A 26,216-nucleotide genomic window follows, 5' to 3' on the forward strand; every position below is an offset into this window, starting at 1 on the left:
TACTTTTCATCCTATCCTTAATTAAATTAATTCCATTTGCCAAGACAAAAATTATCCATGCAGCCAAATAAGATCAATCTTCGGGAGAGTTTTGCTTCCCTGAAGTTTGTGCCTAGATTCTTTAAAGAGATAAGAAGAGTTAATCCGGGCTTGTTCTATATCAACATCCTATGCAGATTTATCAATGCGATTTTACCGCTAATTTTATTATGGATAGGTAAAATTATTATTGACGAAGTAGTGGTGCAAATGGCTGCTGATCTTAAAGATTATGATAGACTGTGGCTTTTTGTTGGAGCCGAATTTGGCTTAGCAATACTCTCAGATTTAATGAGCAGAGCTATCAATTTAACAGACGCTTTGCTTGGAGACCAATATTCTATTGATACTTCGGTAAGGATCATAAAGAAAACTGCAGAGCTGAATTTAGATCAGTTAGAAGATTCAGAATTCTATGATAAACTGGAAAGGGCACGTCAACAAACTACTGGTCGAGTAGGGTTGATGTCTAATATTCTAACCCAAGCAGAAGATGTGATTGTGATAATCTCATTATTGGGTGGGGTAGTAGTTTTTGAACCTTGGCTGCTCATTCTGCTGGTGGTTTCCATCATTCCAACCATTATCAATGAAATTAAATTCAGCGGAACAAGTTATTCGCTTGCTAGAAGCTGGACACAGGAACGTAGAGAATTAGATTATTTAAGATATGCAGGTGCGAGTGATGTAACTGCCAAAGAGGTGAAATTATTCGGACTTTCGGGATATCTGGCGGAAAGGTTTAAAGAATTATCAGATAAATATTACAAAGAAAGTAAGAAGCTTGCAAAACAACGCGCTAGTTGGGGTTCTATGTTCAACGTAATTGGAACCGGAGCTTATTATGGTGCGTATGTATTTATAGTTTTTAGAACGGTAGCAGGATTTCTAACCTTGGGTGATCTTACTTTCCTTTCCGGATCTTTCAACAGGCTTCGTGCAAAATTACAAGGCTTCTTTACCAGATTTACTGCGATTACGGAAAGTGCCCTTTATCTTCAAGATTACTTCGAATTCTTAGATCTTCAATATGAAGAAAATCAGGTTGATGAAGCTTTGCCTCTTCCGAAGAAGATTCAAAAAGGATTTGAATTCAAAAATGTAGGTTTTAAATATCCAAAGTCTGAAAGATGGGTGGTTAGAAATATTAATTTTGACTTAAGAGCTGGTGAGAAATTAGCTTTTGTAGGTGAAAATGGAGCCGGGAAAACTACATTAATAAAATTGTTGCTTAGATTCTATGAACCTACCGAAGGTGAAATTCTGTTAGATGGAGTTCCAATCAACAAATATCATCAGGCACAATATCAGCAATACTTTGGAGTGATCTTTCAGGATTTTGTAAAATTTGAACTGACCTTGAGAGAGAATATCGCTATGGGAGAGATTTCAGAAATTGGCGATCAGAGTAGGATTGATGGCGCTGCCCAGAAAAGTTTGGCAGATGAGGTGGTTTCAGAATTACCTGGAGGTTATGATCAGCAACTTGGAAAACGGTTCAAGAATGGTAAAGATCTTTCCGGCGGACAGTGGCAAAAGATCGCTATTGCCAGAGCTTACATGAAGAATTCTGAAATTCTTATTCTCGACGAGCCTACTTCAGCCTTAGATGCAAGAGCAGAAACCGAAGCTTTTGACAGATTCATTAAGCTAACCGAAGGAAAAACGGCCGTTATTATTTCGCATAGATTTAGTACGGTGAGAATTGCAGATAGAATTATGGTACTTAAACACGGGGAAGTTCTTGAAATTGGAACTCACGAAGAGTTGATGAAGAATGATAAGCTGTACGCAGAATTATTTAATCTTCAAGCGGCAGGATATCAGTAAAACACATCAGAATTTTATGTAATTTAAAGGAATGGTATTTTATAAATCAATCCTTTACTTAGATATGAAAATTTTAAGCCTTCCGAAGTTATTAGTATTGCTAATTCTTTGTTCTACCACTGTTTTTTCTCAGAACAAATCCGATAGTAAATTAGATTCGAAAACCAGCGATTATCTTACGTATACAGATCCTGAGATAAAATTTACTGGAGGCATCAAGATGATCTCTATCACTACAGATCAAGGCACTTTTAATGTGTATACCAAACAAGTTGGTAATAATCCCACTATGAAAGTGTTGCTGCTTCATGGAGGCCCGGGTGGGACTCATGAATTCTTTGAAAGTTTTGATGGCTTTTTACCTGCAGAAGGAATTGAGTATTTTTATTACGATCAGTTAGGATCTTATTATAGCGATCAGCCTTCAGATAAAAGCCTTTGGACTAATGAAAGATTTGTGGATGAGGTAGAGCAAGTTAGAAAAGCTTTGGGTCTTGATGAGGATAATTTTTATTTGTTCGGACAGTCTTGGGGTGGAATTCTTGCAATGGAATATGCTTTAAAATATCAAGATCATTTAAAAGGACTTATAATTTCCAATATGATGGCCAGTGCGCCGGCGTATAATAAATATTCGGAAGATGTTATAGGGCCACAAATGGATCCTAAAGTTTTAGCTGAAGTGAAAGAGCTAGAAGCGAAAGGAGACTTCGAAAATCCGCGATATATGGAATTGCTTTTAAAACATCATTATGCAGAACACCTGTTAAGAATGCCTATTGAAAAATGGCCAAATTCTATCAACAGAGCTTTTGATCATTTAAATCCGGAAGTGTATGTTTATATGCAGGGTCCGAGTGAATTTGGTATTGCCGGGGATGCTACCTTAAAAGATTGGGATGTATCCAAGAGATTGAAAGAAATTAAAGTACCCACCTTAGTTATTGGTGCAAAATATGACACTATGGATCCTGAGTATATGAAATGGATGTCTATTGAAGTTCAAAATGGGCGTTATTTATATTGTCCCAATGGAAGTCATCTTTCTCAATATGACGATCAAGAACATTTCTTTCCGGGCTTGATAAAATTCATCAAGGATGTAGATTATGGAAACTTCGGTAAATAATTAAATCGTGTAAATTTCCGAAGAGGTGTTCATGGAAAATAAGCGAAAATTTTATAGATGTCAGGTTGAGTATTTCGACTTCGCTCAATACAGGCTATAGTCGAAACCTAAATCTTTACTACCAAATAGTTCTCGACTTCGCTCGAACTGACAATGAAAGATTTACTTTAAAGTTTAAACGAACCTTTTTGTGCATAATTTTAATATAAATGCTTCCGCTTAAATTTCAATTAAAAAATGGAATAAGTACTTTAGCAGCAAATTAATTCATTAGATTTTGGCAGCCAAAAAAGCAAAAGAAACCACCCCGTTAATGAAACAATATAATAGCATCAAGGATAAATATCCCGATGCCTTGCTGTTGTTTCGCGTAGGAGATTTTTATGAAACTTTTGGAGAAGATGCAGTTAAAACCGCTCGTATCTTAAATATAGTTCTTACTAAAAGAGGTAATGGGAGCGAAGTGGAAACCGCTTTGGCAGGATTTCCACATCATGCTTTGAATACTTATTTGCCAAAACTGGTAAAAGCAGGTTTACGTGTGGCCATTTGCGATCAATTAGAAGATCCAAAAATGACCAAAACCATTGTAAAACGTGGTGTTACCGAATTGATCACTCCCGGTGTTTCCATGAATGATGAGGTGTTGAACAGCAAGACCAATAATTTTTTGTGTGCTATTCACTACGGTAAGAAGATCATGGGAATTTCATTTCTTGATGTTTCTACCGGTGAATTCTTAACTGCTCAGGGGAATGCAGAATATATAGATAAGTTGCTTCAAAATTTTGGTCCGAGTGAGGTGCTTGTTCAGAAAAATCATAAGAAAGATTTTACAAAGACCTTCGGAGATTCCTTTCACTGTTTTTATTTGGAAGACTGGATCTTTAAATTGGATTATGCCTATGAATCTTTAAATGAACATTTTCAGACCAAATCTTTAAAAGGTTTTGGAATAGATCATTTAGCGGAAGGCATCATAGCTTCCGGAGCTATTTTATATTATCTAGGAGAAACTCAGCATCACAAACTTCAACATATTGCTTCCATCACAAGAATTGCGGAAGAAGAATATGTATGGATGGATAGATTCACCATCAGAAACTTAGAATTATATCATTCCAACGCCCAAAATGCGGTTACTTTATTAGATGTTATAGACAAGACTATTTCCCCAATGGGAGGGAGAATGATGAAACGCTGGCTGGCACTTCCGCTTAAAAACGTTCAGAAGATAAAGGCAAGGCACAAAGTTGTTGCGCATCTTATAGAGAATAGGGCGGAGCTGGATAATATTCAGAAAAATATTAAAAAGATCAGTGATCTGGAACGTTTGATCTCTAAAGTTGCTACAGGAAAGATCTGTCCGCGGGAAGTACTTCACCTTAAAAATTCATTAGACGCTATTGCTCCGGTAAAAGAGCTGGCTATGAATAGCAATGAAGAAGCTCTAAAAGTTTTAGGAGATAGGTTGCAAAGTTGCGAAGTGCTGAGAAATAAGATTGAAGAAACCTTACATGAAGATGCTCCTGTAAATATTGTAAAAGGAAATGTGGTTGCTAAAGGTTTCCATGAAGAGTTAGATAATTTAAGAAATCTTGCTTTCTCCGGGAAAGATTATTTAGATGGAATGTTGCAAAGAGAAAGTAAGGAAACCGGAATTACTTCTCTTAAAATTGGAAGCAACAATGTTTATGGATATTATATAGAAGTTAGAAATTCTCATAAAGATAAAGTTCCTGAAGCTTGGATACGCAAGCAAACTTTGGTGAATGCCGAAAGATATATCACCGAAGAATTAAAAGAATATGAAGGGAAAATTCTGGGGGCAGAAGAAAAGATCCTTCAGTTAGAACAACAAATATTTGGAGAGCTTGTAACTTGGTTGGCAGATTATATTCAGCCGGTACAACAAAATGCACGATTGATAGGGGAGTTGGATTGTTTGTGTTCTTTTGCTATACATGCAATTACCGAGAAATATTCAAAACCTGAAATTGAAGATTCTTTTGAACTTGACATTAAAGAAGGAAGACATCCGGTTATAGAAAAGCAGTTGCCACACGGGGAAACTTATGTTACCAATAATGTTTTTTTAGACAGAGATGCCCAACAGATCATTATGATCACCGGGCCAAACATGAGTGGTAAGTCTGCTATATTAAGACAAACTGCATTGATAGTGCTTTTGGCTCAAATGGGAAGTTTTGTGCCGGCAGAATCGGCTAGAATTGGTTTGGTAGATAAGATCTTTACCAGAGTAGGAGCCAGCGATAATATTTCTATGGGAGAATCTACGTTTATGGTGGAGATGAATGAGACTGCAAGTATCTTGAATAATATTTCTGAAAGAAGTTTAGTGCTACTTGATGAAATTGGTCGTGGAACTAGTACTTATGATGGAATTTCGATTGCTTGGGCAATCACAGAATATTTACATGAGCATCCTGCACATCCAAAAACTTTATTTGCTACTCATTATCATGAATTGAATGAGATGGGAGAAATCTTTAAGCGGATCAAGAATTATAATGTTTCTGTAAAAGAGTTAAAAGACAATGTTCTTTTTCTAAGAAAATTGACTCCGGGAGGAAGTGAGCATAGTTTTGGAATTCATGTAGCTAAAATGGCGGGAATGCCACAGCAGGTATTGAACAGGGCAAATAAGATCATGAAAAAACTAGAAAAATCTCATCAGATGCAAGATTCGGGAGAAATTTTAAAAAATTCTGCAGAAAAAGATATGCAGTTGAGCTTTTTTAATTTGGACGACCCATTGCTTCAAGATCTTAAAGAAGAATTGTTGCATATTGATATTGATACACTTACGCCTGTGGAAGCTTTAATGAAGCTAAGTGAAATTAAACGCATGCTTACCAGCAAACAAAAAACGAAGGCCTAAAAGTGTATTTTTTTTAAAAAATCCTTTGGTAATACAAGAATTGTATTAAATTTGCAACCGCAATACGCCACAAGGCATTGCGCTCTCAGGGTTATTGAGAGTATGTTCTTACAAATCGCGAAAATAGCTCAGTTGGTAGAGCGCCACCTTGCCAAGGTGGAGGTCGCGGGTTCGAATCCCGTTTTTCGCTCGGAAAGTAGCGAAAAAAGAAAAATTTTCGCAACATATAATATCCACGCTCGGATGGTGGAATTGGTAGACACGTTGGACTTAAAATCCAATGATCAGCAACGGTCGTGCGGGTTCAAGTCCCGCTCCGAGTACTTTAAGCCTTGACAATCTCTTGATTATCAAGGCTTTTTTGTTTTTATAGACCTTCTTTCCCCATATCTTCCCGACTTCTTAAATATTTACTGTTTAATCGTCTTTATTAGCGACATCTCTTGTCTCCTCCATTTTTGATCTTTGAGTATCAAAATTAGGAAGATGAGAAAATCAGAGATCAACCTCACCGAAGAGCAATACCAACACATTGTAGAAGAACGAAGTTACGGCAGCCGTACGAATCTTGCAGGAGAAACCTTTGGGGGTTATGAAATATGCTTGCATGTGCGCTGTCTGGAGGTGTTTCTAGCTACTCTCGAAATAAAAATGATCAACACCATAGATCTGGGAGAAGTGGAATGGGAAATTATTGAATTAAGCTAAGAATGGGACTTAAAGATTTCGCATTTTTTAGAGGCTTGAATAAAACAGGGGCTTTTGCTAGGCTTTCCGAATTTACGGTCAAAGAATGTGTTCTAGCCTGTGTATTGGAAGATTTCGATAATGAATCATTTGTTGTTGAAAACCATCAAGATAAGTGTGTGACATATTCCAATTCAGAAAATTTGATCTTTGTCCTTGTTGAAAAAAATAGGGCTGTTCTTATAGAAATAAATAAAGCTGTTAAAGAGATAAAACATCTCAACACAATTGTAATCCTAATTGAACAGGAAGTAAATGTAGAGATGCCTAAAAATTATTATTGTTTAACGGTGCCGGATATTATAGCTGGCGCTGTAAAAAGAAATATTACCACAAGAAATTTATTCTTGAGTTTTCTTAAAGGGCTTTTTGATTATCCATTTCCTTAAGTTTTATGGGAAACCTCAAATCCCTAAGGAAGATTGCATTATTTTGCACTATATATTTTCAAAGCTTTAAGAAAACATTTAGATTTACTTTCTAAGTGAATTAATACCTGAACCTCCCTACTTCTCAGTTATATTCTCGATACTTCTTTGAAGAATAATAATGCCCCACATTAACATATAACTGTTTATCAGCTATGAAGAAATTTTTTATTATTTATTTATTGATCATAACGAGCATTTCATGTAGTACGAATGATGATACTTCCGCAGCAAAAACTTCAATAAACCCACCAGATTGGATTCACGGTAGTTGGAAGGTCGAAAACGTTACTAATAATACTTCAGGGTTTCAATTTACTTCAAATGACATCATCCTATTATCCGGTTCTGTAAATATTAGCCATAAAGAGCAGATTGCCACCTATTCCAATATAGATTATGATATAAGTGTGAAGGAGTGGATTTCTAATGATGACTATTCAGTAGACTTTAATTATCCTCAAGGGATGAGTGTTATTATTCCTTCTCTAAGATCGATGGTCAGACTATTCAATGGAATAACGCCAGTCTTGGTCCTGTCCTCCTAATAAAACAATAAAATAAAATAGAATTAATATTATTTGTAATGAATCAACAAGTACACAATAAACTCGTTTCTTTTATCTGGTCTATTGCAGACGATTGCTTACGTGATGTCTATGTCCGTGGGAAATACCGCGATGTAATTCTACCAATGGTAGTACTACGCAGATTAGACGCTTTACTGGAACCTACTAAAGATGCCGTGATGGAGGAGCTTGCATTTCAAAGAGATGAAGCGGGTTTTACCGAGTGGGACGAAAGCGGACTAAGAGAAGCATCAGGTTATGTGTTTTACAATACCAGTAAATGGACGCTTCAAAAATTACATGATACTGCTACCAATAGTCAGCAGATATTACAAGCTAACTTCGAGGATTATCTTAATGGTTTCAGCCCGAATGTAAAGGAGATCATAGATAAATTCAAACTGCGAAGTCAAGTGCGGCATATGGCTGCGAAAGATGTGTTATTAAATGTTTTGGAAAAATTCACCTCCTCCTATATAAATGTTACGCCTTTTGAAAAAGAAGATCCTGAAGGCAGAAAACTCCCAGCCCTTACTAATTTAGGGATGGGATATGTTTTTGAGGAATTAATTAGAAAATTTAACGAAGAAAATAACGAAGAAGCAGGAGAACATTTTACACCGCGAGAGGTGATCGATCTGATGACGCATATTATCTTCGATCCTATTAAAGACAACTTGCCGCCGGTAATGACCATTTACGATCCAGCTTGTGGAAGTGGTGGAATGCTTACCGAATCTCAGAATTTTATTAAAGATGAAGAAGGGGTTATTAAAGCCTTGGGAGATGTGTACCTCTACGGAAAAGAGATAAACGATGAGACTTACGCTATCTGTAAGAGTGATATGATGATCAAGGGGAATGATCCTGAAAATATCAGGGTAGGTTCTACGCTTTCTACAGATGAATTTGCCGGAACTACATTCGATTTTATGCTCTCCAATCCACCGTATGGGAAATCCTGGAGCAGCGAACAAAAATATATCAAGGACGGGAAAGATGTAATCGATTCTCGCTTTCAAATTAAACTGAAGAATTATTGGGGTGTGGAAGAAGACGCAGATGCCATTCCAAGATCTTCAGATGGTCAATTATTATTCTTAATGGAGATGGTTTCTAAGATGAAACCCTTAACCCAAAGTGCCTCCGGAACACGTATCGCTTCTGTACATAATGGGTCTAGTTTATTTACAGGAGATGCCGGAGGAGGAGAAAGCAATATTCGCCGTTATATCATAGAAAACGATTGGCTGGAAGCTATTGTACAATTGCCAAACAACCTGTTTTACAATACAGGAATTACCACCTATATCTGGATTCTAAGCAACAATAAACCGGCTAATAGAAAAGGCAAGGTGCAATTAATAGATGCCGGACAGTTGTACAGAAAATTGCGTAAAAATTTAGGAAACAAGAATTGTGAGTTTTCACCCAAACATATTACAACAATAGTAAAAGCATACACCGAGATGAGTGTAGAAGATCGCGAAGGGGATCAAGGTATTTCTGCGCAAGTATTTGATAATAGCGATTTTGGATATTATAAGGCCACTATAGAACGCCCAAAACGTTTAAAAGCACAATTCACGCCAGAGCGAATAGAAATACTGCGTTTCGACAAAACCTTGCAAGAGCCAATGCAATATGCTTTTGAAACTTTTGGAGAAAGTATCTACACCAACATCAAAGAACACGAAAAGGAATTGTTAGATTGGTGTGAGAAAAACGAATTAAATCTTTCTTCTGCCAACAAAAAGAAACTGACTAAAAAGGAAACCTGGCAAAAACATTTACAATTAGTAAAAACAGGAACCACCTTATTAAACACCATTGGAGAAGAAGAATACAGTGACTTTAATAAATTTATAGTTTTAGTAGATGTCGAAATTAAAAAGCTAAAACTATCTGTAAGTGCCAGCGATAAAAAAGCAATTTTAAATGCGGTAAGTTGGTATGATGCGGATGCTGAAAAAGTGATTAAAAAAGTAGAAAAACTAACAGGCGATAAACTAACTAAGCTATTACAACACTTAGATTGCAAAGTTGAAGATTTACCAGATTTCGGTTATTTTCCTAAAGGTCATTCTGAGCTTGTCGAAGAATCTGTCAAAGGATCTTTAAAGAACGGAGAATATATAACCTACGAAACCGAAAGCGATCTTCGCGACACCGAAAATGTCCCTTTAAAAGAAAATATCCATAATTACTTTTTACGTGAAGTACAACCCCATGTTCCAGAAGCTTGGATAAATCTTGATAATACTAAAATTGGCTACGAAATTAGCTTTAATAAATACTTTTACAAGCATACACCTTTACGCAACATAGAAGAAGTGACGGCAGATATTTTAGAGCTGGAAACATTAAGCGATGGTCTAATTGCTGAAATTTTAAATCTAGCTTAATGGTAGAAATAGAAAACAAAGTACAGCGTTACGAAACTTATAAAGATTCTGGTGTGGAATGGTTGGGAGAGATTCCTGAGCATTGGGATTTAACTCGGTTAGGAACTAGGTTTGAACAAAGAAAAACTAAAGTTTCTGATAAAGATTATCCGGCATTATCGGTAACTAAAAATGGAACAATTCCACAATTAGCAAGCGCAGCAAAATCTAACGATGGTGATAATAGAAAGTTAGTTAAAAAAGGGGATTTTGTAATCAATAGTCGATCGGATAGAAAAGGTTCAAGCGGAATAGCTTACCAAGACGGGTCTGTATCATTGATTTACATTGTAATGGAGCCTTTAAATATTCACCCTATTTATTGTAATTATCTCTTAAAATCATACAATTTTATTGAAGAGTTTTACAGAATGGGACATGGAATAGTTGCGGATTTATGGACAACTCGTTATGATGAAATGAAAGCCATTATGGTTGGTATTCCCCCCCTTCAAGAACAAACCGCTATCGCTCAATTTTTGGACGATAAAGCCACAAAAATAGACGAAGCCATTACAATAAAAGAGCAACAAATAAGCTTGCTTAAAGAACGCAAACAAATACTCATACACAAAGCCGTAACGCAAGGTTTAAACCCTAATATAAAATTAAAAGATTCTGGTGTGGAGTGGATAGGGGAGATTCCGGAGCATTGGGAGGTGAAAAAAATAAAACACGTTACAAGTAAAATTGGAAGTGGAATTACACCTTCTGGCGGTGGAACAACATATTTAGAAGAAGGAATACCATTATTAAGAAGTCAGAATATATTTTTTGATAAAATAGAATTAGATGGAGTTGCTTTTATATCTGATAAAGTTCATCAATCTATGAGCAATAGTAAAGTATTTAAAGGAGATGTGCTTTTAAATATTACAGGTGGTTCTATTGGTAGATGTTATTTTGTTAATTCTGATATTCCTTTAAATGTAAATCAACACGTTTGCATATTAAGACCAAATAAAAAAATAACTACACTTTATTTAAATAGATTAATTGCATCACAAGTTGGTCAAAACCAAATTTGGTTTCATCAACAAGGGGGAGGAAGAGAAGGTTTAAATTTTCAAGCTTTAAAGAATTTTATTATACCATTTCCATCACTTTCAGAACAAAAAGAAATTTCAGCATACATAGAAACTGCTTCGCGAAAAATAGAAACTGCCATTCGCTTAAAGCAGCAAGAAATCGCAAAGTTAAAAGAGTATAAAAGCAGTTTAATAAATAGCGTGGTAACGGGGAAGATAAAGGTGTGTTAATCAAATTAATTTTATGAAACCAATAATAGAAAAATACATAGGTAAAAAATCTTTTGAAGAAAAAGTTGAAAAGTTTACTGGAAATATGGAGTATGAGGAAGTTTTCACCTCCTTCTTAGCCAACTTTCTAAAAGATTTGGAAGAAGAAAATGCAATTGAAAACGATGATACTTCCGCTACCTTACTTCAAGTTCCAAACAGTTATATAGATTGTTATATAGATTGTAGACAGAACGGATTTAGCAAGATTTGGTGTACAACACGAGCAAAATTAAGGATAATGCATGATAATAATAACACGGTTATTAGATGCTATGAAAATGTTGCCGAAGTAAATAAAGAGGAGGCTCTAAAAGATCTACATGTCTTTTGCAACCTTCAGAACGGAGATAAACGCTACAGAGATTTTTTGGTTGACTACGTGATCAATAAAGGTTATTCAGAAAGACCTATTGAAGAACTGGCAGCTGATTTTTTCAAAATTTACAAGAAGCAATTAGAAATCGGAAAATCAGAGATCTATGCAAATACATATGCGAGTTTGATAGCTGAAGATCATTATCATGAAATTTATTGTGAAGATTATGCTTTGATATATGATCAATCGCTCACACTTGGTAAAAGTGAAGAATATGCTGAGCAATATGCAAAAAAATATGCCAGCGAACTGGTGGATGTAAAAAGAAGGGCTGGAATTCATGATGATGAAGAAAGTCTTGAATTCGCAAGGGATACAGCCAGAGCCCACATTAATGGATGGGATTACGCAACTCAAAATAATATTAAGGAGAAGGATGCATTTATTGATTGCTATAGCAACTCTTATTTAAATGCCTTGTATTCAGATGAGTTTACAAAACAGGAGCAGTTTGACGAAAAAGTCTTGAAAGTGGCATTGGAGAAGTTTGAGAAACATAGAACCCAAACCCTAAAGAAAACTAAGTTAAATTAAAATTGGGTTGCAACCAGAGTATGTGAGAAGTAATAATCCGTATAAACATTAAGGACAGATGAGTTATAAACAGAAATCTAGAGAAGCAAATTTTAAACAACATTCAAATAAAATTTTTACAGCAATAAGAGAAATAGAACCTCCATATGCTGAAAAAAGAGCTATCTGGGAGTTGTTCCAAAATGCCCTTGATATTGTAGAAAATACAGGTGTCATAAGAATTAAAGAAACGGATATAGGCTTCAAGTTCGAACATAATGGGAGACCTTTTAATGATGGAAACTTAACTGCACTCATCAAGCAATCAAGTGATGGTAAAAAATATGGTTCCAATGAAGAAGAAACTGGGCAGTATGGAACAGGGTTTTTAAGCACCCATGTATATGGTAAAAGAATTTTAATCAATGGAAGCGTTTCTATTGATGGTAGTCTTATAAAGGAGCTTAAAGACTTTGAAATAGATAGAAATGCAGATTCTCCAGAGATGCTTAGTATTAAAATTCAAAAGCAAGATTTGAATGCCGAAAATATTTGCGACGAACCAGGCAATGAATTATCTGAACATAAAGAATTTACCTCTTTTGAATATATAGCTAATAAGGATTCAAGAAATCCTATTCAAAACATGTTCGACTATCTTCCTTCAATACTTCCTTTTGTTTTTGCCTTTAATTCGAAGCTAAACAGAGTCGAAGTTGAAAATAAAAATAAAAAGGTGATATTTCAAAAATCTGAATCAAGTACTTCTGAATCTTTAGTTCTAAATATTAATGAAGAAATTCATGAATTTCAATTACTTAATATTGAGTCAGATGGTGTGAAGATTATATTGCCTCAAAATGAACTGAATTTTGTAGATATTCCAAAAATGTTTTTGTTTTACCCCTTAATGAAAACAGCAGACTCAGGAATAAATTTTTTGATCCATGCCAAGGAACTCAAACCGAATAAGGAACGCGATTATCTATTCTTAGAATCATCAAATTTAGAGTTGAAAAATGATGTTGATACGAATCATACGCTTTTAAGTAAAGCTTTCAAATTAGTAATTGATAAGATATCTTTAGATGATACAGTAGATTTTCTACCTGTGATCGATATTGAGTTCAAAAAAGATGAAGCCTCGTTTTTATACGAAAAAAAGTTAGAATTAGTACTTGCCTTAAAAGACCTGAAGCGAATAAAAGTAAAGGATGATTTTAGGTCTCTAAAAAATATCTCCTACTTGCATGAAGATATTTTAATCCAAGGAGTTGAATGTTTAGAAGATATCTATAAGGTAGTATCTCAATTTTATGAAGTTCCGGAATTCGAAGATTACATTTATTTATCTGAAAGAATAAATAATTGGCAAATTGAGGACTTTACAATCATTAATTATCGGCAAATATTTAATGAAATTGGGAACCAAACCAATAATAATTATTCAAAAGTTAACTTTCAAAAGGGTTATATATTTCTGGTAAAATTGGCTTGTAATAAACCTAACCTTATAAATGAGATAAAAGCTCTTCCTAATATTCATAATGAGTTTAAGACTCAAGGTGAATTAACTAAGTGGGAAATTATTGAGGAGCCATTAATTAGAACAATGGATGAAATCAATGGTGCGGTCAGTAGTTCCTATTTACATCCCGAGTTTTATTTTTTAGAAGGTGTTGGTAATTATTCCAGAGAGGATTTCAAAGATGATTTGAATAAGTTTAATAATTCATTTATAATTGAGTTAGAGAAGTCAGGTGATGTCTGGAAAACTGATTTCGTGAAACCTCATTCTCTGATAAGTACGTTAACCTATTATGTCGGATTAAATAAGACTACTAAAATCAACAAGGAATTTGTTGATTTTTTCAGGTCAGAGTTTGATCTGGAAATTAAAAACAATGACCTTATAGATAAACCGACAGTCGACTTACAATATGATTCATCATTTAAGTTATTAGCCAGATTATATATAATACTACTTAGAGCAGAAGGAAAAGAGTATATTAAAGATAACCTTGGCAAATTGGAAAGTCTAGTCTCTACCCTTTATATGAGTTCCGAACTAAGGAAAAACCTTCTTGATAAACTATCCTGTTTTCCTAATCAATCGTATCAGCTTCGGAGTCAAAATGGTTTAAAATTGGATCATATAAAGGATGAAGAATTTAAGACTACATATTTTAATATACTTAAGGTAGAAATACGTGATCAGTTGCTACTTCCTACTTTTGAAAAATTCATTGATCACAATAATTCGATTTCCGGATTGAGTATAGGAAGCGAAATAGAAACCAAACTAAATGGTAAAAGGGAATTTCTACCACCTCCAGAGAGCCATGAAGAATTCCAGCTTCTTATTAAATTAATAGGCAATATATCTAAAAATGGTTCTAGATGGGGAGAATGGCTGCCTAACATTAGTAAAGTTAAAGAAGAATTACTAATGTCCCGATTCACTTCTGAGAAAACAAGATCAAGTTTGTTTAAGATCCTTTCTGGTGATGATGAAAAGGTAAATATCCTTGGAGAATTATCTGAGATATCAGACTTAACAGCTTTTATTAATGCAGGAAAAGAAAAACAGAAAGAAGAAGCTAGGCAAAAGCATCATTTGATACATATTAATGAAATTGGCTTAAAAATTCAAGATCTTATTCAGGATCAATTAGATTCATCTCTTTCAGAAACCATTAAAATTGCAGAATCTCGATTTGATGAGGAACTGACTACAGAAGAAGAACAAGATGGGCAGGATTTCATTATTTATAAATCCGGATCGCCTATTTATTATATAGAAGTGAAGTCCAGATGGGATCCAAGAGGAATTGTAGCTTTAAGTAAGCGGCAAACAGAATGCTGTGCAAGTAACAAAGAAAATTATGCTGTGATTACTGTTAATGTTGCTGATTATAAGTCAAGAAATAATGTCGTAGACGAAAATATTTCATTTGATGATTTATCTGAAGACGTATATGTAAATACAGACTTAGGAGATAATTTCGAACTTTTGATAAAAGAAAATAAGGAGTTTGAAGCTATTAAGGAAAATACTAAACTTATTGATTTTAGAGGTCATATACCACAAGAAAGGATAAAATTAACTGGAATATCATTTGAAAATTTTATCGATCATTTGAAGAAAATTATTTTACAGAAAAAAGTATATGCATAGTCAAACCAACGAGCAAGCATTAGAAGCAGCAATTGAAAAGCACTTAACTGGCACTTGCCTGGAAGAATTAAAGACTGAAGGTAATAATGATGTGGCAGTAGCAGAGCACAATGTATTTTACCAAACAGGAAAAGGTTATTTTATTGGACAGCCCTCTAATTTTAGTACCCAATTTGCTCTGGATGAACAGTTTTTTTGGAACTTTTTGGAAAGTACCCAAAAAGAAGAATTAGAAAAAATACAAAAACAGAACGACTGGAAGTTAAAGATCCTAAATCGTTTTGACCGGATGATCAAGAAGTATGGAGTATTGCATTTACTGCGTAAAGGTTTAGAAGTTGATGATGCGAATTTTACCTTATTTTATCAGCTTCCATTAGCAAGCAGCAGCAAAACGGTAAAAGATAGTTTTGAGAAAAATAGGTTTAGCATTACCAGACAATTAAGATATTCTATAGACAATCCACGAGAAGAAATAGATCTGGTTCTATTTATAAATGGATTACCGGTTGTAACCATGGAATTAAAAAACCCTTGGACAGGGCAAAATGCTAAAGTTCACGGACAACATCAATACAAGACTCAACGTGATATAAAACAACCTTTATTGCAATTTGCACGTTGTATGGTTCATTTCGCAGTAGATACAGATGAGGCTTACATGACCACCAAACTAAATGGGATGGACACTTTTTTCTTGCCATTTAATAAAGGAAACAAACACGGTAAGGGAAACCCTGAAATTGGTGCTGGGGAATCTGGACACAGGACTAATTATTTATGGGATGAGGTGTTTACAAGGGAAAGTTTAGCCAATATAATTCAACACTTCGTGCGTTTGGATGGAAAAAAGAAAGATCCATTACAAGCTAAAACATTATTCTTTCCGCGATATCACCAAATGGATGTGGTTCGTAAAATAATAGATCATGCCAGTGAAAAGGGAGTAGGACAAACCTATTTAATTCAGCATTCGGCAGGTTCAGGGAAGTCTAACTCCATAACCTGGGCAGCCTATCAATTAATTGAAACCTACCCTAGAAATAATAAGACCCCGGGAAGTAAGAACTTAGAACAGCCTTTATTCGATTCGGTAATTGTAGTTACAGACAGGCGTTTGTTAGACAAGCAAATACGTGAAAACATTGCAGATTTTTCTGAAGTCAAAAATATTGTAGCTCCGGCTTATTCATCCAAGGAATTAAGGGAGAGTTTAGAGCAAGGCAAAAAAATAATTATCACTACAATCCAGAAATTCCCTTTTATTATTGATGGGATTGCAGATCTAAGTGACAAGCGTTTCGCGGTGATAATAGATGAAGCTCACAGTAGTCAAAGTGGATCTGCTCACGATAGCATGAACAGCGCAATGGGGCAGCAGATTACAGACCCCGATGAAATGGATGCTCAAGATAAGATCGTAATGGCAATGCAAGCTCGCAAAATGCGTGGGAATGCATCTTATTTAGCCTTTACAGCGACTCCTAAGCCCATAACCTTAGAAAAGTTTGGTGTTAAACAAGAAGATGGAAAGTTTAAGCCTTTTCATCTCTACTCTATGAAACAAGCCATAGAGGAAGGATTTATACTAGATGTCCTTGCCAATTACACCACCCTTAAAAGCTATTATGAGATAGAAAAATCTATTGAAGATAATCCTTTGTTTGATTCAGTTAAAGCACAAAAAAAATTACGGGCTTATGTGGAGCAGCATCAGGAAACCATACATACCAAGGCAGAAATTATACTAGACCACTTTATTCCTAAAATAGTAAATCAAAAAAAGCTAAAAGGGAAAGCAAAGGCAATGGTGATAACTCAGAGCATAGAATCTGCTATAAATTACTATAAGGCATTAAAGGTAATTCTTAAAGATAAAGGGAACCCATTTAAAATAGCTATCGCTTTTTCTGGAGAGAAAGAATTAAAGGGTATCAAGTATTCTGAAGTTGGATTAAATGGTTTTTCAGAAAAAGAGACAAGCACAAAGTTTAATGAAGATGAATACAGGATATTGGTAGTCGCCAATAAATACCTAACTGGTTTTGATCAGCCGAAATTATGTGCCATGTATGTAGATAAAAAGCTGCAAGGTGTTATGGCAGTTCAAGCATTATCCAGGTTAAACAGAGCTGCAGATAAATTAGGCAAGAAAACTGAAGATATTTTTGTGTTGGATTTTTTTAATTCTACCGATGATATTAAAGCATCTTTTGACCCCTTTTATACAGCAACTTCCTTAAGTGAAGCCACAGATGTTAATGTATTGCATGAGTTAAAACAAGTGTTGGACGATGTAGGTGTATACGAATGGGATGAAGTAGAAGACTTTACCACAAAGTTTTTTAATAAGGAAAATGCACAAGTATTAAGCCCTATCATTGAAAGAGCTGCAGAACGATTTATTAACGAGCTGGAACTAGAAGATGATGATAAAGCCGATTTTAAAATTAAAGCAAAACAGTTTGTGAAAATATATGGCCAGATGGCTTCCATTTTAACTTTTGAGGTTGTGAAGTGGGAGAAGTTATTTTGGTTCTTGAAATTCTTGATCCCTAAGCTGCCTATTAAAGATCCTACTTTAGATGGACTTGATGAATTGTTAGAATCTGTAGATCTATCTACCTATGGCTTAGAGCGAGTTAAATTAAATGAGGTAATTGGATTAGATGATTCTGAAACGGATGTTGATCCACTAAACCCAAACCCTCGTGGTGCTCACGGGACAGATGAGGAGAAAGATCCTTTAGATCTAATTATAAATAGTTTTAATGAACGTTGGTTTCAAGGTTGGGAAGCTACTCCGGAAGAGCAAAGGGTTATGTTTGTGAAGGTGGCAAAATCTATACAGGCCCATAAAGATTTTGATTTTAAAGTCGCAAGAAATTCTGATGAACAAAACAGGAATTTAGCATTTCAAAAAATCTTAGATGAGGTAATTTCAAAAAATCGTAAACAAGGCCTTGATTTCTATCGTTTGTACACAAAAGATGATCCTTTTAAGCAAGCATTTATAGATTCAATGAGGAGGATGGTAAGTCTCTCAAGTAAACAATTGTAGTTATTATTTAAAACGATAAAACCCGCAACAGCGGGTTTTTTAATTTTTTTAGAATTTAATTGAGTGAAATTAAGTTGTATTCTTCTTGAATAAATTCTGGAGAATATTGCTTTTCAAGTCTTTTAACAATAAAATGACCTCTTGCCATATCTTGGAAATGATCAATGAAAAGAAGATTTAAGGTTGCACCAGTAGCTGCTCCAATTACAGGTACTGCCTGAGCAGCAACTTTTTCTGTTACCTGTATTCCAAATCTACTTGCCACGGTTGTAAAAAATTTGACCAAAGCGGGTGCGCCCTCCTTACTTAATCCATTTTTTGCAATATACTCTGCTGCAAAAGTAAGTTGTTGAGTTAATAATGCTCTAGTTATATAATATCCACTTTCGGTACCATCATCGGACTCAGATTTACCTCCTAATGCTAAAACCTCAACGCAAGCTAGTTTGGTTTCAGCATCATCTAGGTTTTGGTTTTCAGATCTTGCTATATCCGCAATAGATCTCATCATTATAGTTGTAGATACCGGTAATTCAACTGCTAAACCAGCAAAGCCAAAAAAACCTCCTGCAACTCCAGATAGTGCAACAGTTGTTTTATGCCAGATGTTAGATGATTTTTCACCTGGTTTATTTTTCATGGTGAACAATGCAGCATCAGCGGATTTAGTAATAGCTTTATGGGTAAGTTTTACAATTTTACTATTCCAGTCATCTGGAAGCAATTCGAAACCTTTTTCTAAAGGCATACCTATATAATTTGTGATCTTGGCAGCCAAACCAGGGTTTTCCAGTAATTTCTTTGCTTCTGTTAATTCTTGAAGATCGGAGTCATGTAATTTCATTGAGTATTTTGGTTAAGTTTAATTTGAAATATTTTTTTAAATCTAAATTTTACTTTGAAGCAAAAAACAATGGTTTAGTTACCGTGCCAATTTAGGAAGTTATCGTTGTACTTATAGATCAATACCATTCAGTCTAAACATTTAAAGTTGCCAGAAAAAAAACATATTTTTTTTACTGAAGACTAATATTTAGGGGAAATGAGTGAAGTGTAAAAAACAGAGATTTATCATTTATTAATTTATTCAATTTTCACAGAGATTAGGAATTTATCTGCATGAGTTATTTACACACTTCTCTAAAATATTCATAGATCATCACCATGGCCAAAGTGTCTAATTCACAATAGCGCAATAAACCATTTCTTATAGCTTCTCTTTCTTCTTGCTTTACATCTGGGAATTGTAATTTTCCATAAGCGAACAATGCAGCTCCTCCATCGTTAATTTCCGAAAGACTATCGGCGATTTGTTCCAGTTGTTCATTATCCCAACCTTCAAAAATGGGAGGTAGGGCTTTGTATGGACTTATTGGAACTCCATTCTCCATTGTCAGAAACACATGAGATGCTTCAAAATTCTTACTTGTAAGATTTAAGTTTGCCAATTGCTGTTGGTATTTCTCCTGAAGATAGTCGCTTGAATATAATACCGCAGGAAGAATCGCTTTGATGGAATTTGATCCATTGGTTATTGGATCGTAATAATAATTCACAACGGTTTTTTGAAGATCTATCATATCCCTCTCACCACACCAAACCTTTGCGTATTTTCCAGTATTATGACTGATTGTTTCTATAAAATCTAAAAGCTCCTGTTTGTCTGCTTCATTAGAATTCCGCAGTTGGTCATAGATCACATTCACAATGGTATTCTCATGATTGTGATACCTGAAAATACTTCCATCATTAATAGAAAGAGAATCTTTTAAAGCTCTGATAAAATCAAAATTGGGAAACACACCAATTCCTGTATTCAAATATTCATTATAATGCTCCACGCGACCGTCTTCAAAAACGATATGATGACTGAATTGAAAAGCTAATTGTTCATATGGGTGCATTCCAGTCATAAATGGAATTGCAACGGCAGTAGTTTCAAAGTCTATAAAGTTGAGAGGGAATTGCCAGGATGCCAGTTCCTCCCGTAAATTGTCCAAGTCGAAATGAGGAGATTGATCTTTATTTATCGTTTTTTCAATTTGCAACCATTGCCGTTCAGACCTGCTTATTTTTCCTGCCTCCGGGCGAATGTTGAGGTCGTTCTCTGATAATTCATGCATAAAGAACCTCCCTTCTTCCAATACTTTTTTAGCAGGATTAAACCAGACATCATATACTTTAGGCTGATTAATTTCCGAAACAGAAAGTTGCAATTGTGAGGTCCAGCATTCATGGAAACCACTCTTTTCTTCTGTGGTTGGATTGTCTTGTTTGAATTCGCATCCTCTACAATGGGAACCAATTTCAGTAAATATTTTGGTGTCGCTTTGATAATGCTTCCGAAAATAATTCATCAATTCAGGGAACGATCTGGTTTCATCTGTCGGATTTTGAGATAGAATTAAGTCTATTTCTTCATCCACATTTATAGTACATAAAATGGAGTCTCCCAGATCTTCTCTTTTAAGTCCTTCTTTCTTAGAGATCCCCGTTCTTAAGTCGGAACTTGAAACTATTTTAAAACAGGTATGCAACCCATCAACACTGGTGGTGGCATCTTTGTCTACAAGTTTCAATGAGGAAGTTATCTCCCATTCCGGATAACATAGCTGCATCACATATTTTTGAAAAGCGATATCATATAAATAACTATTCCAACCACCACCCAGATTGCCTTTGGAGTTTATAAATGAATTATGTGAGTTGCTACTAATAGACTTCGCCTTGACTTCCAGTAGTTGTATTCGATTTCCTTTTTTTACCAAAATATCCACCCGAATGAAAAGCCCATCGATTAGAAAAGCAGGCTCAAAAATTGTTACGTTTTCTTGTTTTAATAGCTCCAAAGTCCTGTTGACTACTATTTGGTAGTTATAGTCGTCTCCAGTGATCGCAATCCCATTAGGATGTTCCATTCTAGCTAATTCCTCTACTTGAAATCCACCTTGCGCCAAACCTTCCAAAAAAGAATCGGTATTACTCTGATTCTCATACTCACTCTTACGGGTATAGTAGAGCTTGGTTGGGCAATCTAAGGCAAGTTTAAAGCGGGATTTGGTAAGGAGACGTGGGTTTTTCAAAGTAGGTGCTGTTTGGATTATTTCAATTTAAATACTTTGTAAGGATCATTACAATTCAAAATATTATTGAGTTAAAACTATGCATAATTTGAATTTTATGATAATATAAAACAAGAAACTACCTTGACAGTATTTCCTTTACTTTCTTCTGAATTCCTTTATCAGCTTCAGCTATAACATTTTTAGTTAATTCAAAGTTTATTCCGTTTTTAGAACAATTCATGGGGTTTGATATCCAATCTTCCATTCTCATTTTTCCTTTCGACTGATTAATAATACGTAAAGTGACTGCTACATTTTCAGGGCAATTTACTACCTCTGCAATTTCCAAATTACTTAAGCGATCGCGAAGTGACACAAATATTGCTTCAGAAGAGCGGATATGTTCATAATCATAGCGATCACCACCACGTAATATTTTTCCTGTGTAGCAATCAGTGTATAACGCTTTACCATCTCCACTTCTCTCCAGGGCTTTTTGATGCATTTTCGCTTTAGCCTTAGTGAATAATAAGTCTATCTCTGCACGATGGTAGGGGCGGTTTAGGTTATGCATTTAAAATATTATAATTTGAAGTTCAGATTGCAACTTATTTATTTTACGCCTCAACAAAAGTTCTTCTAGCTGTGTTCCCAATTATATTTGTAGTGACACTATCAAAAGTTAAACCAATAATACCACCAATTAAAGGTACTGCTCGACCTAGATTTATTGCTCCTTTTTGTCCAAATTTAGTTAGTAATCTAAAACCTAACTTTTGATTGATTGCAGATATAGTTTTACCTGAAATATTCGATATCATTCTTTGCGTTAATTTTTGTCCAACAACAATACCTATATCCTTTAAAATATCTTTAGCTCCGTTTCCAGCCATACAAACAAACACAAGTGACTTTACTCTATCGTCTCTTAAGTCATGTCCACCCATATACGCTATCGCGGCAATCATCCTTATTTGCACATACATAACACTTGCTAAATTTGCCGGAATCGCTACAGGCATTGTTATAAGCCCTCCCAAACCTGTTAGAAATCCACTTGTTCCGGCTTTAGTATTTTGCCATCTAATTAACGAATCACAATTTTTATTTTGATCATTACAATTACTCATATAGTTCTCGGCCATTTCCTGTGCTGAATCAAAACCTGGAATTCCGTTTATAGCTTTATCATAAGCATAATCTAATGCTTTCATAATCATTCCTTGATCTATTTTTTTAGATTTTGTTTTTAGTTCCATAATTTGGGTTTAAAGCAATTAATTGTTTTATAAGATTATTAAAAAATCACAACTATAATTTTTATTAAATGTAAATTTTATGTTAAACCAATTAGAAGTCGTTTAGTAAACGTAGGAATTTGATTAGTAAACGTTAAAATTTAAAGTGTGGTTCAGCATATTATCTCACAAATTTTTAGATAAAACATTTCAGAATTGGATAATATCTAAAGTTAGATTGGCTCTTACTCTTAAGAGAAAATCAGTATTCCATCATGAAGAAGTAAAGAGTCCTAGAAATCAAAAAAAATCTCAGCTTAATTATCGAAAATTGGATTTGCATCAGAGTATTGATCTCCTAGTATTTTCGCAAACTCATAGCCTTATTATTTAATAATGTTTGTGACAATCATGAGCGTCATGCCTTGTCATCCGTGTTGTTTATTATTGCTGTAAATAATAGTAGAATGAATACACATTTCGAAAATCACACACTATATAATATTTCTGAAGTATACAATACTTCGGTGAAAAGTAAATTGTCCGCTCAGGTCTTTCAAAAGATAGATGGAGAGTTAAAATATCTTTCAAGCAAACTTAAGCTATCAAAAGAGGAAGCTTTTATATTTTCTATGATCTTCACTCTAAATTTGGAAGATTCAACTGCATCTTTCTCTTCAATTAGCAAAGTTTTAAAATGTAATGTAATCGATTTGATGCCCTATGCTAGCTTCTTTAAATCGTTACAGGAAAAGCAGTTGATAATTGAAAAAAAAGAAAAGGGAAATTTTGGTAAGACCTTTCATCAATTTATTATTTCAGATGCTATCCAAGAGGCAGTAATAAATAATGAATTCCCATTAAAGCCCCAGATAAATGTAATAAAAAGTGCTATTGAGGTATTGGAAAAAATCTATGAATTTTCTGCACAGCATAATCAAGAAGAAATATCAAGTTTTGAACTATTCATGAGAACTGATGAATTGCTTGAAAGGTATGGTGATTTCCCAATTATAAAAAACATTGACGAGTTCAAATTAAGTAACATCGACAAAGGAATATTACTTTATGTATTATGGAAAACTATAACAGGATCTGAAACAGTATTTATGTCTGTAGCTTTGGAAGGTATTATAAAAAATACCCCATATAGAATCCAATTTAGTCAGAAATTAATTTCAGGCGATAATGAATTGATTAAGAAAAACTTAATAGAACTTGAAAAAGCCACGTTCTTTAATGATTCAGATTTGAAACTTTCAGAAAAGGGTAGAGGTCTTCTTGAAAAAGAGGGGATAAAAATAGGTGAGATTGATAAAAAGGATATTGTGAGCTGTGAGAAAATACGTAGCAAATCACTATACTATAATGAGAAAGAAAACCAAAGTATAAGCTTACTTTCCAAAGCTCTTGAAGCAAAAAGGTTTCACGAAATTCAGGATTTATTGGAGTCTAAAAGTCTGCCTATTGGATTAAATTGTATTTTTTATGGACCACCTGGAACCGGTAAAACGGAGGGGGTTTTACAAATGGCAAAAACTACTGGAAGGGATCTTATGAGGGTTGATATAAGCGAGACAAAATCTAAATGGTTTGGAGATAGTGAGAAACTAATAAAGAAAATTTTCACGAGGTACGAAGGGATACGGACTTCACAGGAAATGACTCCAATATTACTGTTTAACGAAGCAGACGCGATATTATCAAGGCGAACTGGAAATTCAGATTCTAATGTAGATCAAACAAAGAACACCATTCAAAATATACTTCTGGAAGAGCTTGAAAATTTTAAAGGCATTTTTATAGCGACCACCAATTTGATAGAAAATCTTGATTCCGCTTTTGAGAGAAGATTTTTGTTTAAAATTCAGATAGAAAGTCCAGGATTAATCGCGAGAGAGAAAATTTGGCAGCAAAAGTTAGATTTCCTGTCTCCAAATCAATACTTGGAATTAGCACAAAGTTTTCAGTTATCTGGTGGTGAAATAGATAATATAACCCGTAAGATTTTAATGCATGAAATCCTTAACGATGAAAAAATTGAATTCAAAAAGATTCTGGAGTTTTGTAATCAGGAAAAGTTTGAATTTAATTCAGAAACGAATTTTAAAGGGAAGAAAAATACAATCCGAGGATTCCGAAATAATAAAAATGAAAGAACTTCTATGGCTCGATGATATACGAGACCCATTAGAACTTAAGTTAGATTGGCTGGCTTATAGTCCTATTGGAAAAGAGGTAGAAGTAAGCTGGGTAAAAAACAAGAAAGATTTTGTTTGCTGGATTCAAAAAAATGGATTGCCAGATGCTATTTGTTTTGATCATGACCTAGGGGAAAACGAGCCTACTGGATATGATTGCGCCAAATGGTTAGTTGAATACTGCTTAGATCATAAAGTATTACCTCCAATATGGGGATGTCAGAGCGCAAACCCGGTTGGTAAGGTTAATATCAATGGATTGTTACGAAACTTTATGATAAGATTTCAAAAGACCTATTGTTAATAGAGGTTTAAGGCATTTTCTAAGTTTTCCATTATAGTTTGTTTCAGACTTACGGGCTGGATTACTTTTACTTGATCTCCATAAGAAAGTAGCTCCATTTTAAAATCATAAGTAGGTTTTATATAATAGCTATATCTAATCTCCTCCTTATTTTCAAGGATTATTTTTTGACTGTCATGAAGGGGTAGAGATTTAATATATCTTCCTTGTTGTAACGAAAAGGATAATATTACCTCAATTGCCTTTTCATCAGTTCCGTTGATAATCCCAAAACTTTCTTTGAACTCTTTGTGAGCATTATAGTTTACAGGTTTAAATTTGAGAAGCGTGATATTTAGTTCCTGAATGCGGTCTAAAGAAAAGTTTTTGATAGTACCATCCTTTTCATCCATAGCTATCAAATACCAGCGATTCCTTGCTTCTTTCAATGATAGCGGTTTTACTTTTCTAATGCTATGAGATCCATCCCAAAATTTGTGGTAATTAAACTCTACAAAAATGTTATTTTGAATAGCATGGATCAAACCGGCCATGTGCTCTGTCCCTAGGTGTCTTCGGTTTTCGAAAATTAATGTATTTCCAAAACCTTTAGACATTTTTATGGCGTTAACGATCTCAAAATTTTCTCGAAGTCTTTTCGTTTGTATATCTTCAATATCATCTTTGATGTAATACTTATTGCTGGAAGAATCTGATTCAATCTCTATTTCATAAATAGAAGCAATTGCTTTGATATCTCTTTGTAAGGTACGTTGAGAGGTTTGTAATTTCTCTTCTATTGCATCCGGATCATTCAACATTTCATCCTGAATTTCTTGAAAACTCATTGGTCTTCTTCTTAAAAGTGAAATGATCTTTGTATATCTTTTTATTGTTTGGCGTACGGACATG

The 26,216-nt window shown here is 34.5% G+C and carries 18 protein-coding genes and 2 tRNA genes; 15 read left to right on the forward strand and 5 right to left on the reverse strand.

Annotated elements, in window-relative coordinates; genetic code table 11:
• The first annotated feature begins 57 nt into the window (after nucleotides 1–57).
• The 13 genes from P163_RS08535 to P163_RS08595 all read left to right on the forward strand — a co-directional run bounded on the left by P163_RS08535 (nucleotide 58) and on the right by P163_RS08595 (nucleotide 18,517).
• Nucleotides 58–1,869: an ABC transporter ATP-binding protein gene (locus P163_RS08535; protein ID WP_410503402.1), complete on the forward strand. Its 1,812-nt coding sequence runs from the start codon at nucleotides 58–60 to the stop codon at nucleotides 1,867–1,869.
• 64 nt (nucleotides 1,870–1,933) lie between these two features.
• Nucleotides 1,934–2,998, forward strand: a complete 1,065-nt coding sequence (locus P163_RS08540; protein WP_034894142.1) for a proline iminopeptidase-family hydrolase — start codon at nucleotides 1,934–1,936, stop codon at nucleotides 2,996–2,998.
• A 313-nt stretch (nucleotides 2,999–3,311) separates the two neighbouring features.
• Nucleotides 3,312–5,900, forward strand: a complete 2,589-nt coding sequence (gene mutS / locus P163_RS08545; protein WP_034894145.1) for a DNA mismatch repair protein MutS — start codon at nucleotides 3,312–3,314, stop codon at nucleotides 5,898–5,900.
• 117 nt (nucleotides 5,901–6,017) lie between these two features.
• Nucleotides 6,018–6,090: transfer RNA gene (locus P163_RS08550), tRNA-Gly, on the forward strand.
• 47 nt (nucleotides 6,091–6,137) lie between these two features.
• Nucleotides 6,138–6,223, forward strand: a tRNA-Leu gene (locus tag P163_RS08555).
• A 163-nt stretch (nucleotides 6,224–6,386) separates the two neighbouring features.
• Complete coding sequence (locus P163_RS08560; protein ID WP_034889617.1) at nucleotides 6,387–6,608, forward strand: hypothetical protein; 222 nt, start codon at nucleotides 6,387–6,389, stop codon at nucleotides 6,606–6,608.
• A 2-nt stretch (nucleotides 6,609–6,610) separates the two neighbouring features.
• Nucleotides 6,611–7,036 (forward strand): hypothetical protein, encoded by a 426-nt coding sequence (locus P163_RS08565; RefSeq protein ID WP_034889619.1) that lies wholly within the window; start codon nucleotides 6,611–6,613, stop codon nucleotides 7,034–7,036.
• Between the two features lie 194 nt (nucleotides 7,037–7,230).
• Nucleotides 7,231–7,623: a hypothetical protein gene (locus P163_RS08570; protein ID WP_034889622.1), complete on the forward strand. Its 393-nt coding sequence runs from the start codon at nucleotides 7,231–7,233 to the stop codon at nucleotides 7,621–7,623.
• Between the two features lie 38 nt (nucleotides 7,624–7,661).
• A complete protein-coding gene (locus P163_RS08575) occupies nucleotides 7,662–10,049 on the forward strand; it encodes a class I SAM-dependent DNA methyltransferase (protein ID WP_034889624.1) in 2,388 nt (795 codons plus the stop codon).
• Nucleotides 10,049–11,347, forward strand: a complete 1,299-nt coding sequence (locus tag P163_RS08580; protein WP_034889627.1) for a restriction endonuclease subunit S — start codon at nucleotides 10,049–10,051, stop codon at nucleotides 11,345–11,347. Before P163_RS08575 ends, P163_RS08580 begins: the two co-directional genes overlap by 1 nt.
• A gap of 13 nt (nucleotides 11,348–11,360) precedes the next feature.
• Complete coding sequence (locus P163_RS08585; RefSeq protein ID WP_034889630.1) at nucleotides 11,361–12,299, forward strand: hypothetical protein; 939 nt, start codon at nucleotides 11,361–11,363, stop codon at nucleotides 12,297–12,299.
• Nucleotides 12,300–12,357: 58 nt separating this feature from the next.
• Nucleotides 12,358–15,456, forward strand: coding sequence for a sacsin N-terminal ATP-binding-like domain-containing protein (locus P163_RS08590; protein ID WP_034889633.1), 3,099 nt, complete (start codon nucleotides 12,358–12,360; stop codon nucleotides 15,454–15,456).
• Nucleotides 15,449–18,517, forward strand: coding sequence for a type I restriction endonuclease subunit R (locus tag P163_RS08595; RefSeq protein WP_034889636.1), 3,069 nt, complete (start codon nucleotides 15,449–15,451; stop codon nucleotides 18,515–18,517). The genes P163_RS08590 and P163_RS08595 overlap by 8 nt, the downstream gene beginning before the upstream one ends.
• A 55-nt stretch (nucleotides 18,518–18,572) precedes the next feature.
• On the opposite strand, the gene P163_RS08600 is transcribed toward P163_RS08595, so the two are convergent.
• From P163_RS08600 to P163_RS08615, 4 genes are all read right to left on the reverse strand, one after another.
• Nucleotides 18,573–19,361 (reverse strand): EcsC family protein, encoded by a 789-nt coding sequence (locus tag P163_RS08600; protein WP_034889639.1) that lies wholly within the window; start codon nucleotides 19,359–19,361, stop codon nucleotides 18,573–18,575.
• Between the two features lie 280 nt (nucleotides 19,362–19,641).
• Nucleotides 19,642–21,600 carry a DUF2779 domain-containing protein gene (locus P163_RS08605; protein WP_034889642.1) on the reverse strand — a complete coding sequence of 653 codons (1,959 nt, stop codon included), beginning with the start codon at nucleotides 21,598–21,600 and terminating at the stop codon, nucleotides 19,642–19,644.
• Nucleotides 21,601–21,718: 118 nt separating this feature from the next.
• Entirely contained in the window at nucleotides 21,719–22,156 is a 438-nt protein-coding gene (locus P163_RS08610; protein WP_051931190.1) for a hypothetical protein, read from the reverse strand.
• A gap of 43 nt (nucleotides 22,157–22,199) precedes the next feature.
• Entirely contained in the window at nucleotides 22,200–22,841 is a 642-nt protein-coding gene (locus P163_RS08615) for an EcsC family protein (protein ID WP_034889646.1), read from the reverse strand.
• 446 nt (nucleotides 22,842–23,287) lie between these two features.
• Here P163_RS08615 and P163_RS08620 point away from each other — a divergent pair, with 446 nt between their 5' ends.
• Nucleotides 23,288–24,997 carry an AAA family ATPase gene (locus P163_RS08620; RefSeq protein ID WP_156100675.1) on the forward strand — a complete coding sequence of 570 codons (1,710 nt, stop codon included), beginning with the start codon at nucleotides 23,288–23,290 and terminating at the stop codon, nucleotides 24,995–24,997.
• Entirely contained in the window at nucleotides 24,972–25,325 is a 354-nt protein-coding gene (locus P163_RS08625; RefSeq protein ID WP_034889648.1) for a cyclic-phosphate processing receiver domain-containing protein, read from the forward strand. The genes P163_RS08620 and P163_RS08625 overlap by 26 nt, the downstream gene beginning before the upstream one ends.
• Here P163_RS08625 and P163_RS08630 read toward each other — a convergent pair.
• Complete coding sequence (locus P163_RS08630) at nucleotides 25,322–26,215, reverse strand: helix-turn-helix transcriptional regulator (RefSeq protein WP_034889651.1); 894 nt, start codon at nucleotides 26,213–26,215, stop codon at nucleotides 25,322–25,324. The genes P163_RS08625 and P163_RS08630 overlap by 4 nt on opposite strands.
• Between the last annotated feature and the right edge of the window lies 1 nt (nucleotide 26,216).

It is taken from the genome of Gillisia sp. Hel_I_29, assembly GCF_000744275.1.
GTDB lineage: Bacteria > Bacteroidota > Bacteroidia > Flavobacteriales > Flavobacteriaceae > Gillisia.

Bases quoted from the DNA above. Each gene is read 5' to 3' on its own strand.
- P163_RS08535 (WP_410503402.1), top strand. From the start codon at position 58: ATGCAGCCAAATAAGATCAATCTTCGGGAGAGTTTTGCTTCCCTGAAG.
- P163_RS08540 (WP_034894142.1), top strand. From the start codon at position 1,934: ATGAAAATTTTAAGCCTTCCGAAGTTATTAGTATTGCTAATTCTTTGT.
- mutS (WP_034894145.1), top strand. From the start codon at position 3,312: ATGAAACAATATAATAGCATCAAGGATAAATATCCCGATGCCTTGCTG.
- P163_RS08560 (WP_034889617.1), top strand. From the start codon at position 6,387: ATGAGAAAATCAGAGATCAACCTCACCGAAGAGCAATACCAACACATT.
- P163_RS08565 (WP_034889619.1), top strand. From the start codon at position 6,611: ATGGGACTTAAAGATTTCGCATTTTTTAGAGGCTTGAATAAAACAGGG.
- P163_RS08570 (WP_034889622.1), top strand. From the start codon at position 7,231: ATGAAGAAATTTTTTATTATTTATTTATTGATCATAACGAGCATTTCA.
- P163_RS08575 (WP_034889624.1), top strand. From the start codon at position 7,662: ATGAATCAACAAGTACACAATAAACTCGTTTCTTTTATCTGGTCTATT.
- P163_RS08580 (WP_034889627.1), top strand. From the start codon at position 10,049: ATGGTAGAAATAGAAAACAAAGTACAGCGTTACGAAACTTATAAAGAT.
- P163_RS08585 (WP_034889630.1), top strand. From the start codon at position 11,361: ATGAAACCAATAATAGAAAAATACATAGGTAAAAAATCTTTTGAAGAA.
- P163_RS08590 (WP_034889633.1), top strand. From the start codon at position 12,358: ATGAGTTATAAACAGAAATCTAGAGAAGCAAATTTTAAACAACATTCA.
- P163_RS08595 (WP_034889636.1), top strand. From the start codon at position 15,449: ATGCATAGTCAAACCAACGAGCAAGCATTAGAAGCAGCAATTGAAAAG.
- P163_RS08600 (WP_034889639.1), bottom strand. From the start codon at position 19,361: ATGAAATTACATGACTCCGATCTTCAAGAATTAACAGAAGCAAAGAAA.
- P163_RS08610 (WP_051931190.1), bottom strand. From the start codon at position 22,156: ATGCATAACCTAAACCGCCCCTACCATCGTGCAGAGATAGACTTATTA.
- P163_RS08615 (WP_034889646.1), bottom strand. From the start codon at position 22,841: ATGGAACTAAAAACAAAATCTAAAAAAATAGATCAAGGAATGATTATG.
- P163_RS08620 (WP_156100675.1), top strand. From the start codon at position 23,288: ATGAATACACATTTCGAAAATCACACACTATATAATATTTCTGAAGTA.
- P163_RS08625 (WP_034889648.1), top strand. From the start codon at position 24,972: ATGAAAGAACTTCTATGGCTCGATGATATACGAGACCCATTAGAACTT.
- P163_RS08630 (WP_034889651.1), bottom strand. From the start codon at position 26,215: ATGTCCGTACGCCAAACAATAAAAAGATATACAAAGATCATTTCACTT.